Annotated in this window: 12 protein-coding genes and 2 tRNA genes; 6 read left to right on the top strand and 8 right to left on the bottom strand. The window is 63.7% G+C overall.

Annotated features, from left to right (window positions below; translation table 11 throughout):
- Positions 1–11 precede the first annotated feature (11 nt).
- Positions 12–1,403, bottom strand: coding sequence for a 23S rRNA (uracil(1939)-C(5))-methyltransferase RlmD (rlmD, locus tag IFT80_RS00760; protein ID WP_192057437.1), 1,392 nt, complete (start codon positions 1,401–1,403; stop codon positions 12–14).
- Positions 1,403–2,305 (bottom strand): cysteine synthase CysM, encoded by a 903-nt coding sequence (gene cysM / locus IFT80_RS00755; protein ID WP_163007601.1) that lies wholly within the window; start codon positions 2,303–2,305, stop codon positions 1,403–1,405. The genes rlmD and cysM overlap by 1 nt, the downstream gene beginning before the upstream one ends.
- Before the next feature lie 284 nt (positions 2,306–2,589).
- Here cysM and IFT80_RS00750 point away from each other — a divergent pair, with 284 nt between their 5' ends.
- The 3 genes from IFT80_RS00750 (at position 2,590) to IFT80_RS00740 (ending at position 6,419) form a co-directional block, all read left to right on the top strand.
- Entirely contained in the window at positions 2,590–5,343 is a 2,754-nt protein-coding gene (locus tag IFT80_RS00750) for a response regulator (protein ID WP_122479694.1), read from the top strand.
- 50 nt (positions 5,344–5,393) lie between these two features.
- Positions 5,394–5,834 carry a hypothetical protein gene (locus IFT80_RS00745; RefSeq protein WP_185793755.1) on the top strand — a complete coding sequence of 147 codons (441 nt, stop codon included), beginning with the start codon at positions 5,394–5,396 and terminating at the stop codon, positions 5,832–5,834.
- A 144-nt stretch (positions 5,835–5,978) separates the two neighbouring features.
- Positions 5,979–6,419 (top strand): CBS domain-containing protein, encoded by a 441-nt coding sequence (locus IFT80_RS00740; protein ID WP_122478939.1) that lies wholly within the window; start codon positions 5,979–5,981, stop codon positions 6,417–6,419.
- Positions 6,420–6,637: 218 nt separating this feature from the next.
- Here IFT80_RS00740 and IFT80_RS00735 read toward each other — a convergent pair.
- A tRNA-Asp gene (locus IFT80_RS00735) sits at positions 6,638–6,714 on the bottom strand.
- A 19-nt stretch (positions 6,715–6,733) separates the two neighbouring features.
- Positions 6,734–6,809 (bottom strand) — tRNA-Val (locus IFT80_RS00730).
- 161 nt (positions 6,810–6,970) lie between these two features.
- Here IFT80_RS00730 and rdgC point away from each other — a divergent pair.
- From rdgC to sugE, 3 genes are all read left to right on the top strand, one after another.
- A complete protein-coding gene (gene rdgC, locus IFT80_RS00725) occupies positions 6,971–7,891 on the top strand; it encodes a recombination-associated protein RdgC (protein ID WP_192136546.1) in 921 nt (306 codons plus the stop codon).
- Between the two features lie 488 nt (positions 7,892–8,379).
- On the top strand, positions 8,380–9,336 hold the full coding sequence (locus IFT80_RS00720) for a bile acid:sodium symporter family protein (RefSeq protein WP_122713038.1): 957 nt from the start codon (positions 8,380–8,382) through the stop codon (positions 9,334–9,336).
- Positions 9,337–9,452: 116 nt separating this feature from the next.
- Complete coding sequence (sugE, locus tag IFT80_RS00715) at positions 9,453–9,767, top strand: quaternary ammonium compound efflux SMR transporter SugE (RefSeq protein ID WP_122478945.1); 315 nt, start codon at positions 9,453–9,455, stop codon at positions 9,765–9,767.
- 173 nt (positions 9,768–9,940) lie between these two features.
- Here sugE and pepN read toward each other — a convergent pair whose 3' ends face one another.
- The 4 genes from pepN to IFT80_RS00695 all read right to left on the bottom strand — a co-directional run bounded on the left by pepN (position 9,941) and on the right by IFT80_RS00695 (position 14,734).
- Complete coding sequence (pepN, locus tag IFT80_RS00710; RefSeq protein WP_192136545.1) at positions 9,941–12,598, bottom strand: aminopeptidase N; 2,658 nt, start codon at positions 12,596–12,598, stop codon at positions 9,941–9,943.
- Between the two features lie 12 nt (positions 12,599–12,610).
- Positions 12,611–13,441 carry a DUF2797 domain-containing protein gene (locus tag IFT80_RS00705; RefSeq protein WP_122479695.1) on the bottom strand — a complete coding sequence of 277 codons (831 nt, stop codon included), beginning with the start codon at positions 13,439–13,441 and terminating at the stop codon, positions 12,611–12,613.
- 26 nt (positions 13,442–13,467) lie between these two features.
- Positions 13,468–13,728 carry a YeaC family protein gene (locus IFT80_RS00700; protein ID WP_122478948.1) on the bottom strand — a complete coding sequence of 87 codons (261 nt, stop codon included), beginning with the start codon at positions 13,726–13,728 and terminating at the stop codon, positions 13,468–13,470.
- 82 nt (positions 13,729–13,810) lie between these two features.
- Entirely contained in the window at positions 13,811–14,734 is a 924-nt protein-coding gene (locus tag IFT80_RS00695) for a LysR family transcriptional regulator (RefSeq protein WP_122478950.1), read from the bottom strand.
- Between the last annotated feature and the right edge of the window lie 14 nt (positions 14,735–14,748).

Raw genomic sequence — 14,748 nt, 5'->3', positions numbered from 1 at the left:
GCCGGCAATGGTCAGGCGTTTCGCGCGCCAGTCGGATTGGACGGGCCATCCTGGCCCGCTTCGAATAACGCCATGGCCTCGACATGCGCAGTTTGCGGAAACATGTCGAGGATCCCGGCTCGTTTTAGCCTGTAGCCTTGCCTCAACAATTCGACCGTATCGCGGGCCAAAGTTGCCGGGTTACAGGAGACATACACCAGACGTTGCGCACCCAGTGCGCGGATCGTGCGCACCACCTCGAAAGCACCGTCGCGAGGTGGATCCAAGAGTACCGCAGAAAAACCTTCACCCACCCACTCGGCGGCGTCCAGAGGCTGCGACAGGTCGCTCTGGTAAAAACCAGTGTTATGCAAATTGTTGCCAACGGCATTGTCGGCAGCACGCTGCACCATGGCCGCCACGCCTTCGACCGCCACCACTTCGCGCGCGCGCTGGGCCAGGGGCAAGGCGAAGTTGCCGAGCCCGCAGAACAGATCCAGGACTCGCTCGTGGGGTTCGGGTGCCAGCCAGTCCAGCGCCTGGGCGATCATGGCATCGTTGACGGCCGCGTTGACCTGGACGAAGTCACCGGGTCGGTACGCCAGCTCGAGCCCCCAGGGGGCCAGGGCGAACCCCAGCGTTGCGCCTGCGACCAGCGGTGCCGGCTCGCCTTCGCCGTGCAGCCATAACTGCAGGCCCAGGTCCGTGCAGAAGGCCTGCAGCGCCGCCAGGTCAGTATCGGCCAGCGCGGCGGTATGACGAAGCAGCAAGGCCAGTGCGGTACCCGCGTACAGCTCGACGTGGCCCAGCGACTGGGGTTTGACGAAGCTGCGCAGCAGCTGTGGCAACTGCTCGATGACCGGCTGCAACGCCGGCACCAGCACCTGGCACTGGCTGATGTCGACGATGTCCTGGCTGGCTGCAGCGCGAAAGCCCACGGCCAGATGACGCGCCTTGGGATCCCAGCGCACTGCCAGCCGGGCGCGTCGGCGATAGCCCAGCTCGGGCCCGCTCAACGGTGCTGCCCATTGCTCGGGCGCGACTCCGGCCACGCGCGACAACTGCTCGGCCAGCAGACCTTGCTTGAGCGCCAACTGCCGGTCGTGCGGCAGGTGCTGGAGGCTGCAGCCACCGCAGGTGCCGAAATGCGGACACGGCGCCGGGCGGCGCAGTTCGCTGGCCACGAGCACGCGCTCGCAGCGCGCTTCGACGATCTTGCCGTGGGCATTGAGCACCCGCGCCTCGACCTGCTCGCCGGCCAGGGCGCCACTGACGAACCACGTCCGCCCTTCGAAGAAGGCAATGCCGCGGCCGTCGTTGGCAAGGCGCTCGATCGGCAGGCGCTGTTTCTTGCCGGTCGGTACCTGTGGCGCACGGGTGCCGCCTGTCGGCTGGAAACGCAGGCCCGGTTTGGTTCTGGCCATCAGTTGGGCGCGTCGAAGATGCCGCTGGACAGGTAGCGGTCGCCGCGGTCGCAGATGATCGCGACGATGACCGCATTGCTCACTTCGCGCGACAGGCGCAGCATGCCTGCCACCGCGCCGCCGGACGACACGCCGCAGAAGATGCCTTCTTCGCGCGCCAGCCGACGGGTGGTTTCTTCGGCTTCGTGCTGGGCCATGTCGATGATCCGATCGACCCGATCGGCCTCGTAGATGCGCGGCAGGTATTCTTCCGGCCAACGGCGGATGCCGGGAATGGCAGCCCCCTCCATGGGTTGCAGGCCAACGATCTGCACCGCGGGGTTCTGTTCCTTGAGAAAACGAGAGGTGCCCATGATGGTGCCGGTGGTGCCCATGGAACTGACGAAATGGGTAATGGTACCGGCGGTCTGCTGCCAGATCTCGGGGCCGGTGCTGCGATAGTGCGCCTCGGGGTTGTCGCCATTGGCGAACTGGTCGAGGACCTTGCCGCGCCCTTCGCGCTGCATGCGCTCGGCCAGGTCGCGCGCGCCTTCCATGCCCTGCTCGCGGGTGACCAGGATCAGCTCGGCGCCATAGGCGGTCATGGCCGCCTTGCGCTCGGCTGTCGAGTTGTCGGGCATGATCAGGATCATCTTGTAGCCCTTGATCGCCGCCGCCATGGCCAGGGCGATACCGGTATTGCCGGAGGTCGCTTCGATCAGGGTGTCGCCGGGCTGGATCTGCCCGCGGCTTTCGGCGCGGCTGATCATCGACAGCGCCGGGCGGTCCTTCACGGAACCGGCCGGGTTGTTGCCTTCCAGCTTGAGCAGCAAGGTGTTGCTGGTCTCGCCGGCCAGGCGCTGCAGGCGCACCAGCGGCGTGTTGCCGACGCAGTCGGCGATGGTTAGGTACTGCGGGGTCATGGCGTATTCGCAATCCAGACTGCGGGGGTGGCCTATCATACCGGCAAACGGCGCCTACCCATATCACGCAAAGTGCGCACCTTATAGCGCGAAAGCATAAGCAACCGGTGCGGCACCTTCACACGCGCAAGCCCAATGCCCTTCCATGACCTTTGGTCGTTCTGGTTCAGCCCCTGGCGACCTTGCACATGCCTTTGGCCCAACGCCGCGGCGCGCGCGACTGGCGCATCGGCACGCCCCGCTGTATTTTCCCAGCATTGCTCAGTCAGAAAGGCGCCTGCGGCGTGTTGAAGAAACTCGGTATCAAAACCCGCGTGCTGTTGCTCGCGCTCATTCCGGCCACCTGCATGGCGCTGATCCTGGGGGGTTATTTCACCTGGATGCAGCAGTCCGACCTGCAGCGGCAGTTGCTGCAGCGCGGCGACATGATTTCCGAACAGCTCGCGCCGCTGGCCGCACCGGCACTGGCGGCCAAGGACCGCGAGCGCCTGGAGCGCATCGCCGCGCAATCCCTGGAGCTGACCGACGTGCGCTCGGTGACCTTCCTGGGGGCGGACAGGACCCTGCTCGCCCATGCCGGGCCGATGATGCTCAACGCGGTGCCGATCGGCAACAGCACGCACTCGCTGCAGCGCAGCGGCTTCGACGCCACGCGCTATCTGATGCCCGTGTTCGGCCGCCATCGCGACCTGGCCAGTGACGAGGTGCCCGGCGAAGTCGATCACCTGCTGGGCTGGGTCGAACTGGAACTGTCCCATGACGGCACCTTGCTGCGCGGCTACCGCAGCCTGTTCGCCAGCCTGCTGCTGATCCTCACCGGGCTGAGCATCACCGCGCTGCTTGCCGCGCACATGAGTCGCAGCATCAGTGCGCCGATTCGGCAGATCAAGGACACCGTCACGCAGATCAAGGACGGCAATCTGGAAAGTCGCGTACCGGCCATGGGCAGCCATGAAATGGACGCCCTGGCCGCCGGCATCAATCGCATGGCCGAAACCCTGCAGGATGCCCAGGAAGAACTGCAGCACAGCATCGACCAGGCCACCGAAGACGTCCGGCAGAACCTGGAAACCATCGAGATCCAGAACATCGAACTGGACCTGGCGCGCAAGGAAGCGTTGGAAGCGAGCCGGATCAAATCCGAATTCCTCGCCAACATGAGTCACGAAATCAGGACCCCACTCAACGGCATACTGGGTTTCACTCATCTGCTGCAGAAAAGCGAGCTCACCCCGCGCCAGCTGGATTACCTGGGCACCATCGAGAAATCCGCAGACAGCCTGCTGGGCATCATCAATGAAATCCTGGACTTCTCGAAGATCGAGGCGGGCAAGCTGGTACTCGACAATATTCCCTTCAATCTGCGCGACCTGCTGCAGGACACGCTGACCATCCTCGCACCCGCCGCCCATGCCAAACAGCTCGAACTGGTCAGCCTGGTCTACCGCGATACTCCGCTGTCGCTGATCGGCGACCCGCTGCGGCTCAAGCAGATCCTGACCAACCTGGTCAGCAACGCCATCAAGTTCACCCGCGAGGGCACCATCGTCGCCCGCGCCATGATGGAGGACGAGAACGAAGACAGCGTGCAACTGCGCATCAGTGTCCAGGACACCGGTATCGGCCTGTCCGGCCAGGATGTGCGGGCGCTGTTCCAGGCCTTCAGCCAGGCCGACAACTCGCTGTCGCGGCAGCCCGGCGGCACGGGCCTGGGGCTGGTGATTTCCAAGCGTCTGGTCGAGCAGATGGGCGGCGAGATCGGGGTCGACAGCACGCCCGGCGAGGGCTCGGAATTCTGGATCAGCCTCAATCTGCCCAAGGCCCGCGACGATGCCGAGGACCTGCCGTCGGCGCCCCTGCTCGGCCGTCGCATCGCGATCGTCGATGGCCATGAACTGGCGCGGCAGGCCCTGCAGCATCAGCTCGAAGACTGTGGCCTGGACGTCACCGACTTCAAGTCGCTGGACAAGCTGGTACTGGCCACCCACGCTGCGCGGCAGGCAGGCCAGCCGCTCGATCTGGCCGTGCTGGGCATCACCGCCCATGAGATATCGCCGGAACGTCTGGGCGTGCAGATTCGCGAGATCGAGCAGAGCGGCTGCCAGGTGCTGGTGCTGTGCCCGACTACCGAGCAAGCGCTGTTCCATGCCGCAGTGCCCAATGCGGATCGTCAGCTGCAGGCCAAGCCAAGCTGCACACGCCGACTGCGCCGTGCGCTGGCGGACCTGATCAACCCCAAGCAATTGCGCTACGAAAGCCCCGAGGGCAGCGGCGAGCGCGCACCGCGCGTGCTGTGCGTGGACGACAATCCGGCCAACCTGCTGCTGGTGCAGACCCTGCTCGAAGACCTCGGCGCCGAGGTGCGAGCGGTGGACAACGGTGCGGCAGCGATCAAGGCCGTACAGGAAGGCGGGCTCGACCTGGTGCTGATGGACGTGCAGATGCCGGAGATGGACGGCCGCGAAACCACCGAGCGCATCCGGCTGTGGGAAAGTGCCCAGACCGGTGCCGCCCTGCCCATCGTGGCGCTGACTGCCCATGCGATGGCCAATGAAAAGAGGGCTTTGCTGCAGAGCGGCATGGACGACTACCTGACCAAGCCCATCAGCGAACGCCAGCTGGCCCAGGTGGTGCTGAAATGGACCGGGCTGGCGCTCAGCGCGCAGTCCCTGGACAAGACCGCGGACCTGCCGCTGGAAAGCAATACCCTGCAGGTGCTCGATGCCGCCGAAGGCCTGCGCCTGGCGGCAGGCAAGGCCGATCTGGCCGCCGACATGCTGGCGATGCTGCTGGCGTCACTGCAGGCCGACCGCGAAGCGATTCAACTGGCGCGAATCAATGCCGATCAGAATGCCATGATCGAGCGGGTGCATCGCCTGCACGGCGCCACACGCTACTGCGGCGTGCCGCAACTGCGTGCGGCCTGCCTGCGCAGCGAAACCCTGCTCAAGCAGAACGATCCGGCAGCCTTGGCGGCGCTGGATGAACTGGACGACGCCATCACTCGCCTCGAGGAACAGGCCCGCGCGATGGCCTGAGGCCCCGCCGTGGCCGGCGTGCTAGCATGTCGCGTCTATTTGGAGGACCCATGGTCGAACACGATTTCCGCTTCAGTCTGCTCAACCCGCAGCACACCTTGATCGAGTGCCGCGCGCTCATGCCCGGCCGTTACCAGGTCACCGGCAACGGCGGCTCGATCCACAACACCGACACCCTGCTGGTCACCCTCAAGGGCAGCAAGGATCTTTCGATGCGCCTGGTGGTGGAGAAGGTCCGTCATCTGATCAACCCGCCTGGCCAGTGGGTGGCCGTGGCCACCGGCCCGGTGTTCGGCGAACTGGCGATCCATCAGTGGAAAGTCAATTGCGACAGCTGCGGCAAGGTCCTCGACTTCGAATTTGCGGTGGACGCCAAGCTCGGCACCAAGGCGCAGAAACCTGCAGCGGAGGCGCGCATTGCCGAACTGGGCTGGGCCAATCGCAATGGCAAGCATATCTGCCGACAGTGCCAGGCCGCCCCGGCGGGCTGAACGCGGCAGCCGCATAACGCAGTTGGGCATGTGGTGTTCGCTTTGGGGATGCAGCGGACGGTGCGGAACGTGGACTAATTGACATGGCGCCACGGCACACGAGGGCGCTTTAGCTGCACTCGCCTTTCCCTGGAGCCATAGCCCATGAAAACCGTCGCGGAACTGTTGAAGAGTAAAGTCCAGCACAACCAGCAGGTGCACACCATCGAGCCGCAACAGATGGTGTTCGATGCCCTCAAGCTCATGGCGCAGATGAATGTCGGCGCCCTGCCGGTGGTGGTCGAGGGGCGCGTGGTGGGTATCGTCAGCGAGCGCGACTATGCACGCAAGATGGTGCTGCTGGGGCGCTCGTCGATTGGCACGCCGGTCAGCGAGATCATGAGCGCCCATGTGATCACCGTGACTCCCCAACAGAACATCGATCATTGCATGGCATTGATGACCGAGGGTCGTCTGCGCCACCTGCCGGTGGTCGACAACGGCCAACTGCTGGGGCTGCTATCCATCGGTGACCTGGTCAAGGAAGCCATCGCCGAACAAGCCAGCCTGATCGAGCAGCTGCAGCAGTACATCCGCGGCGAATGAAGCAGCCAGCGTGGTAAACCCTGTGGGAGCTGTGCTACCCCTGACACACGGCAGCGCCTGCTTCGCGGGCAGAGCCCGCTCCCACAAATTTCGCGGCCCGCTCCCACACATTGATCCCACGGGCTGCCTGCGGGCAGGAATTCTGGACAAAAAAAAAGCGACCCGAAGGTCGCTTGTTTTTTGCTTCAGAGAGTTCAAGGGCTCTGAGGCGGAATTAATGGCGCAGCGGACGGGACTCGAACCCGCGACCCCCGGCGTGACAGGCCGGTATTCTAACCGACTGAACTACCGCTGCGCGTAACACTGAGAGAGATTGGTGGGTGATGACGGGATCGAACCGCCGACCCTCTGCTTGTAAGGCAGATGCTCTCCCGGCTGAGCTAATCACCCTTTGTCTCTCGGTGTGGCGCGCATTCTACGGAGCGACCCAAACTCTGGCAAGCACTTTTTCAAAAAAATTTTCGAGGCCTTCCAAACACTTAGCACAGGGATGGCGTCGGCTTCGCACACGGAGAATAATGCCTGCCTAATGTTGAGGAGTGCTTCACCCCATGTGGTTCAAAAACCTGCTTGTCTACCGTCTTACCCAGGATATCCCCTTCGACGCCGAGGCTTTGGAAACCGCACTGGCGACTAAACCGGCACGCCCATGTGCCAGCCAGGAACTGACCACCTATGGTTTCGTGGCGCCGTTCGGCAAAGGCGAAGACGCCCCGTTCGTGCATGTCAGCCAGGATTTCATGCTGATCGCCGCACGCAAGGAAGAGCGCATCCTGCCGGGCAGCGTCGTGCGTGACGCGGTCAAGGAGAAGGTCGAGGAGATCGAGGCCGAGCAGATGCGCAAGGTCTACAAGAAGGAACGCGACCAGATCAAGGACGAGATCATCCAGGCCTTCCTGCCGCGCGCGTTCATTCGTCGCTCGTCGACCTTCGCCGCCATTGCGCCCAAGCAAGGCTTGATCCTGGTCAATTCGGCCAGCCCGAAACGCGCCGAAGATCTGCTGTCGACCCTGCGTGAGGTGATCGGCTCGTTGCCGGTGCGCCCGCTGACCGTGAAGGTGGCGCCGACCGCGACCATGACCGAGTGGGTGAAGGCGCAGAAAGCGGCCGATGACTTCCATGTTCTGGACGAGTGCGAGCTGCGCGACACCCATGAAGATGGCGGTATCGTGCGTTGCAAGCGCCAGGATTTGACCAGCGACGAGATCCAATTGCACCTGAGCACTGGCAAGCAGGTGACCCAGTTGTCGCTGGCGTGGCAGGACAAGCTGTCATTCGTGCTGGATGACAAGATGGTGGTCAAGCGTTTGAAGTTCGAGGAATTGCTGCAGGATCAAGCCGAGCAGGACGGTGGCGAGGAAGCGCTGGGGCAGCTGGATGCCAGCTTTACCTTGATGATGCTGACCTTCGGTGAATTCCTGCCAGTGCTGTTCGAGGCGCTGGGCGGCGAAGAGCTGCCCCAGGGGATTTGACCGGCAGCGCGCCCTTCGCGGGCAGAGCCCGCTCCCACAGGGGTTGTGTGGTTTCTGTGGGAGTGGGCTCTGCGGTGAGTCAGGCAGACCGTGGTGTGGCTTTCGCGGCCGCGGACCGCTCCTACAGGGGGCGCGCGATTTCTGTGGGAGTGGGCTCTGCCCGCGAAGGGGCGCTGCGATGTGTCAGGCAGACCGTGGTGCGGCTTTCGCGGCCGCGGACCGCTCCTACAGGGGGTGCGCGATTTCTGTGGGAGTGGGCTCTGCCCGCGAAGGGGCGCTGCGGTGAGTCAGGCAGACCGTGGTGTGGCTTTCGCGGCCGCGGACCGCTCCTACAGGGGGTGCGCGATTTCTGTGGGAGTGGGCTCTGCCCGCGAAGGGGCGCTGCGATGTGTCAGGCAGACCGTGGTGCGGCTTTCGCGGCCGCGGACCGCTCCTCCAGGGGTTTGCGGGTACCAACATGATGATTCTATATAAGAAGGAACTACCCCATGCGCGCCTTGGCCGCTTTGAGTCGCTTCGTTGGCAATACCTTTGCCTACTGGGTCCTGCTGTTCGCCATACTGGCGTTTCTGGCGCCTGAATGGTTCATCGGCCTCAAGCCGCTGATCGTGCCGCTGCTGGGCCTGGTGATGTTCGGCATGGGCCTGACCCTCAAGCTCGACGATTTTGCCGAGGTAGGGCGTCATCCGTGGCGCGTGGCGCTGGGCGTGGTTGCGCACTTCGTGATCATGCCAGGTGTCGCCTGGCTGTTGTGCCAGGTGTTCCATCTGCCGCCGGAGATCGCCGTCGGTGTGATTCTGGTCGGTTGCTGCCCGAGCGGCACCTCGTCCAACGTGATGACCTGGCTGGCCAAGGGCGACCTGGCGCTGTCGGTGGCCATCGCCGCGGTGACTACCCTGCTCGCCCCGCTGCTCACCCCTGCCCTGATCTGGCTGTTGGCTTCGGCCTGGCTGCCGGTATCGTTCATGGAAATGTTCTGGTCGATCCTGCAACTGGTCATGCTGCCGATCGTTCTGGGCGTCGTTGCCCAGAAGCTGCTCGGTGCGCGGGTCCAGCTGGCGGTCGATGTGCTGCCGCTGGTGTCGGTGGTGAGTATCGTGTTGATCGTCTGCGCCGTGGTCGCGGCCAGCCAGGCACGCATTGCCGAGTCGGGCCTGTTGATCATGGCGGTGGTGATTCTGCACAACAGTTTCGGTTTCCTGCTCGGCTACTTCACCGGCAAGCTGTTCAAGCTGCCGCTGGCGCAGCGCAAGTCATTGGCCCTGGAAGTCGGGATGCAGAACTCGGGACTGGGCGCGGCCTTGGCCAGTGCTCACTTCTCACCGCTGGCGGCGGTGCCCAGCGCCTTGTTCAGCGTCTGGCACAATATTTCCGGAGCACTGCTCTCGACCTATTTCCGGCGCATGGAAGGCACCGAGCCGGGCGCGTTGAAGACCGAACCTTGACCGGTCGCACTTGATCCATCGGGCAAGGATGGGCAACATGGTGTTCGGCGCCGGGACGACCCGGCGCCACTTTTCCTGCAAACGGGGACGACCCCATCTTCGATGAGGGTTTTTCCATGTCCTGGTTACTGTTGTTCTTCGCCGGTCTGTTCGAAGTGTGCTGGGCCATCGGCCTGAAGTACACCGACGGCTTTACCCGCCCCCTTCCTACCGTGTTGACCGTTGCCGCCATGGCGGCGAGCCTCGGCCTGCTCGGCCTGGCCATGCGTGAGCTGCCCTTGGGCACCGCCTATGCCATCTGGACCGGGGTCGGTGCGGTGGGTACGGTGATTGCCGGTATCGTGCTGTTTGGCGAGTCGATGGCGCTGATGCGGATGGTCAGTGTGGGTCTGATCATCCTGGGGTTGGTGGGATTGAAGGTCAGCACCTGACCCTGTAACGCTCCTGTAGGAGCGGTCTGTGGCCGCGAACCGAGCGCTGCGGCGCGTCAGCCAATTTGCGGGGCCCTTTTCGCGGGCAGAGCCCGCTCCCACAATGAGACGATGTACACGCACTCATTGTGGGAGCGGGCTCTGCCCGCGAAGAATCCCCACCAATCAATCCATCAAGCCAGGCTTTTGCTGACCACTTCGTAGACGTCGCTGGACAGCGGGCCGGAGGCGAGAATCCGTTCAAGCTCGGCTTTCATCAGTGCCTGCCGCGCACTGTCGTACTTTCTCCAACGGGTCAGCGGCGACAGTTGCCGCGAGGCGATCTGCGGGTTCAGGGCATTGAGCTCGATCACCAGGTCGGCCAGGAAACGGTAGCCCGAGCCATCGGCCGCATGGAAGTTGATCAGGTTCTGACCCGCGAAGGCACCGATCAGCGCACGCACCTTGTTCGGGTTCTTCAGGGTGAACGCCGGATGCTGCATCAGCGCCTTCACCCGCTGCAGCCCACCCGGCAAGCCACTGGCCGCCTGCACGCTGAACCACTGATCCATGACCAGTGGATTGTCCTTGAAGTGTTCTGCAAAGGCTTGCAGGGCACGCGCCTTTTCCGCTTCGAACGGCGAATTGACCAACACCGCCAGGGCCGTCAGGCGCTCGGTCATGTTGTCGCAGGCATCATATTGTTCGAGGGTAGCGGCGAGCACTTCGGGACGTCCGCTGAGCATCAGGTAGGACAACGCGATGTTCTGCAGCGCGCGGCGGGCGAAATGCTCTTTCTCGGCCACGTACGCAGTGGCCCTGGAGACCTCGCGATTGGCCTGGTAGCGCGTCCACAGCCCATCGAACAGACCGTCGGCCAGCTGCTTGCGGGCGAATTCGCGAGCGGCATGGATCGCGTCGACATCGGCCACTTCGCTGATCTCGGCCAGATAGGCCTCGCTGGGCAACGACAACATCTCGGCAACCATCGCCGGATCCAGTTGCGGATTCTCCAGCACGCTGGCCAGGGCCGTGAGCAGGCGTGGATCCATCGACAATGACTCGCCGCGCTGGTACTGGCCGATCATTTCCTGCAGCACCTGGACCGACAGCTGCTGGCCGGCATCCCAGCGGTTGAAACCGTCGCTGTCGTGCTGCATGAGGAACATCAGCTGGTCACGGGTATACGGGAAGATCAGTTTGACCGGCGCACTGAAGCCGCGCAGCAGCGACGGCAATGGTTGCTCGGCGATGTCGACGAAAGTGAACGTCTGCTCCGCCTCGGTCACCGCCAGCACACGGCTGGTACCGACCGCCGCGGCCTCGTCGCGCAAACGCAATGGCAGCTCGCGGCCACTGGCGTCCAGCAGGCCCAGCGCAACGGGAATCACGAATGGCAGCTTCTCGACCTTGTCCGGGGTCTCGGGGCAGCTCTGGCGCAGGGTCAAGCTGTAGGTGCGAGCCTGCGCATCGTAGCGTTCGCTTACCTGAAGGCGTGGCGTGCCCGCCTGGCTGTACCAGCGCTTGAACTGCTCGAGCTCGACACCGTTGGCGTCTTCCATCGCACTGATGAAGTCGTCGCAGGTCACGGCCTGGCCATCGTGACGCTCGAAGTACAGGTCGCTGCCCTTGCGGAAGCCTTCGGCGCCCAACAGGGTGTGCAGCATGCCGACCACTTCCGAGCCCTTCTCGTACACGGTCAAGGTGTAGAAGTTAGAGATCTCGATGAAGCTGTCGGGGCGCACCGCGTGGGCCATCGGGCCGGCATCTTCGGCGAACTGGTGGGTGCGCAGGTAGGCGACGTCCTGGATGCGCTTGACGGTCGGCGAATGCATGTCGGCGCTGAAGCCTGCATCGCGGTAGACGGTGAAGCCTTCCTTGAGCGACAACTGGAACCAGTCGCGGCAGGTCACCCGGTTGCCCGACCAATTGTGGAAATATTCGTGGGCCACGATGGCCTCGACCCGCTGGTGGGCGGCATCGGTGGCGGTTTCGGCGCGGGCCAGCACGGCGCTGGAGTTGAAGATGTTCAGGCCCTTGTTTTCCATGGCGCCCATGTTGAAGTCGTTGACCGCGACGATCATGAAGATGTCCAGGTCGTACTCACGGCCGTAGGCTTCTTCGTCCCAACGCATGGACTTCTTCAGGCTGGTCATGGCGTGAGCGCACTTGTCGATGTTCTCCGGCTCGACATAGATGCGCAGCGCCACATCGCGACCACTGACGGTGGTAAAGCTGTCTTCCACGCACCACAGGTCACCGGCCACCAGCGCGAACAGGTACGCCGGTTTCACGAACGGGTCTTCCCAGGTGGCCCAGTGCCGGCCATCTTCCTGGGGACCGTTGCCGACCGGATTGCCGTTGGACAGCAGGATTGGGTACTGCTGCTGGTCGGCGATCAACGTGGTGGTGAAGCGGCTCATCACGTCGGGACGGTCGAGGTAGTAGGTGATCTTGCGGAAGCCTTCGGCTTCGCACTGGGTGCAGAACATTCCGGTGGACTTGTACAGGCCTTCCAGTGCGGTGTTGGTTTCGGGGTGGATGCGCACGCTGGTGTCGACGGTGAACGCCTCGCTGCGCGGCTGCAGGGTCAGGCTGTCGGCGGTCAGCTGGTAGTCGGCGGCGCCCAGGTCGCTGTCGTCGAGCTTGACGCCGAGCAGCTCCATCAACTCGCCGTCGAGCACCAGCGGTGGCAGCCCGGCACCACGCGCCGGGTTGCGGCGCATGACCAACTGCGCGTGGACCAGGCTGTGATCGTCGAACAACTCAAAGGTCAGGTGCGTCTCGTCGATCAGATAATCGGGCGCCTGATAGTCTTTCAGGTAGATCATTTTCGGTTGTTCGGTACGCATGCGAAAACCCTTCTACTGATGCACGGCCAATTGGTAAGCCGTGTACTTGCGAATATTGATGACGCCGGAGTCGAAGATCAGGTATTGACCCTTGATGCCCAGCAACGTGCCTTCGGCGATGGGGTTCTTGTCCAGGTTGAAGCTGGCGATCTTGCTCGGGTAGGTGTGCACCGGGTAGCGGATCTCGATGGGGTCGACATCGTTCAGGGCCTGGATCGCCTGCAGGCCGAAGCGATCCTGCAGCATGTGGATACCGGCCGCGCAGCTGTCGAACAGTTGCTCGCGGATGGCCACCAGGTCCACAGCCGGGGCGTCACCCTTGAGCAGCGCGCGCCAGTTGGTGCGGTCCGCGACCTGCGAGCGGAACAGGTCTTCGACCAGCCCGGATTGCTGGCGGGTCGCCACGCGCATGATCGGCAGTGCCTGGCTGGCGCCCTGGTCGAGCCAGCGGGTAGGCAACTGGCTGGCCCGGGTGATGCCGACCTTGACCCCTGAAGAGTTGGCCAGATAGACCACATGATCGGTCATGCAGAACTGCTCGCCCCAGGCCGGATCGCGGCAGGTACCGGCGTCGTAGTGGCATTTTTCCGGAGCCATGATGCACACGTCGCACTGGGCCAGCTTGGTCATGCAGGGGTAGCAGTAGCCTTGGCTGAAACTGGTCTTGGTCTTGCGCCCGCAGTTCACGCAGTGGATGGCGCCGAGAAACTCCAGGCGCAGCTTGCTGCCGATCAAGGGATTGACGGCAATCTGCGTATCGCCCAGACGCAGCTGGTACTGCACCACTGGCGCCTCGAGCTGTGCGGACATCTTGCTGGCCGCACCGCGACCGAGCTCTTGCAGGGTGTCTTGCGCAAAGAGATCGCAGGTCAATGGATCGAATCCGACTTGAACAGGATGTTTTCGATCGGCGCGGACTTCGAGGCGCACTCTTGCGGGCCCATGTAGCCGGTACGCTGATCTTCGGGCAGGTTCTTCATTTCCCAGGCGATGATGGCCTGCAGGGTCAGTTCTTTCTGCTCGGCGGTCAGCTTGCGGCCGTCGGACCATTTGCCGATTTCGACGGCCAGCTTGAGGCTTTCGTAGATATCAGGGGTGATGTTTTCGATCATGTGGGCGAATGACGACATGCGGAGGCCTCCAATGGATGCTGGCATTTTAAACGGTGTACCGAGTGCGTAAAGCGAAATCCCGGCCCCCGGCCATAGACCGCTAGGGAACCGAGCCGGCCGGGGTCAGTCGCGCGGTGAGGAATTCCAGCAGAGCATGCACCTTGGGCAGGGCTTCACGGCTTTTCAGCCACACCAGGTTCATTGCCAGGCCGTCGGTGGCCAATGGCGCGAGCACTTCGACCAGCGCGCCGCTGTCCAGATGCCGCTGGATCAGCCAGGTCGGCAGCTGGGCGATGCCCTGCCCGGCAAGCACGGCCATTACCTGCCCTTCGCCGTCGCCAACGGCCACGTGCGGATGAATGGTCCGTCGCTCCATGTCGCCGGCCTGGCGGCCCTTGAAGTACCACGGATAGACCGTGCCATCGGTCTGCCCATAGCCAACGCAGCGATGCTGTTCCAGCTCACGCTCGCCCTGTGGCGTACCGTGCTCGTGCAGGTAGGCGGGTGCTGCGCAGAATACCAGTCGCTGACGCCCCAGGAAGCGTCGCCCGACGTTGCTCGGCCAGGCATCGGAACCCCCGATGCGCACGACGATGTCGATGCCTTCCTGGACAGGGTCGACGAAGCGGTCCGAGAACGACACGTGAGGCTGCAGCCGCGGATGCCGCGCAGCGAACTCGAGAATCAGGGGCAGCACGTGCAATCGGCCGTAGGACGCAGGCAGGTCGATGCGCAGGCGGCCATGGGGTTCGCGCTGCTCGGCGCTCATGGCCAGTTCAACCTCTTCGAGGTCGGCGAGCACGCTGGTGCAGGTGCGGTAGAACGTCTGCCCTGCCTCGGTCAGCGCCAGGCGTCGGGTGGTGCGCTGGAACAGCCGTACGCCGAGCCGCGCTTCCAGGCGCGCAACGCCTTTGCTGACCGCCGAGTTGCTGAGGTTCAGGCGTTCGGCGGCGGCGGTGAAACTGCCCAGGTCGGCGACGCTGACGAAGACGTCGATGCCCTTGAGGCGCTCCGAGGAAAACATCGCATCTCCGATTG

The organism is Pseudomonas sp. CFBP 8771, assembly GCF_014841695.1.
In the GTDB taxonomy this organism is placed as follows: Bacteria; Pseudomonadota; Gammaproteobacteria; order Pseudomonadales; family Pseudomonadaceae; genus Aquipseudomonas; species Aquipseudomonas baltica.
The sequence above is the reverse complement of the archived record's forward strand: the minus strand, read 5'-3'. Positions and strand labels throughout refer to the sequence as shown.

Coding starts and splice junctions, on each gene's coding strand:
- rlmD (WP_192057437.1), bottom strand. CDS start 1,403: ATGGCCAGAACCAAACCGGGCCTGCGTTTCCAGCCGACAGGCGGCACC.
- cysM (WP_163007601.1), bottom strand. CDS start 2,305: ATGACCCCGCAGTACCTAACCATCGCCGACTGCGTCGGCAACACGCCG.
- IFT80_RS00745 (WP_185793755.1), top strand. CDS start 5,394: ATGGTCGAACACGATTTCCGCTTCAGTCTGCTCAACCCGCAGCACACC.
- IFT80_RS00740 (WP_122478939.1), top strand. CDS start 5,979: ATGAAAACCGTCGCGGAACTGTTGAAGAGTAAAGTCCAGCACAACCAG.
- rdgC (WP_192136546.1), top strand. CDS start 6,971: ATGTGGTTCAAAAACCTGCTTGTCTACCGTCTTACCCAGGATATCCCC.
- IFT80_RS00720 (WP_122713038.1), top strand. CDS start 8,380: ATGCGCGCCTTGGCCGCTTTGAGTCGCTTCGTTGGCAATACCTTTGCC.
- sugE (WP_122478945.1), top strand. CDS start 9,453: ATGTCCTGGTTACTGTTGTTCTTCGCCGGTCTGTTCGAAGTGTGCTGG.
- pepN (WP_192136545.1), bottom strand. CDS start 12,598: ATGCGTACCGAACAACCGAAAATGATCTACCTGAAAGACTATCAGGCG.
- IFT80_RS00700 (WP_122478948.1), bottom strand. CDS start 13,728: ATGTCGTCATTCGCCCACATGATCGAAAACATCACCCCTGATATCTAC.
- IFT80_RS00695 (WP_122478950.1), bottom strand. CDS start 14,734: ATGTTTTCCTCGGAGCGCCTCAAGGGCATCGACGTCTTCGTCAGCGTC.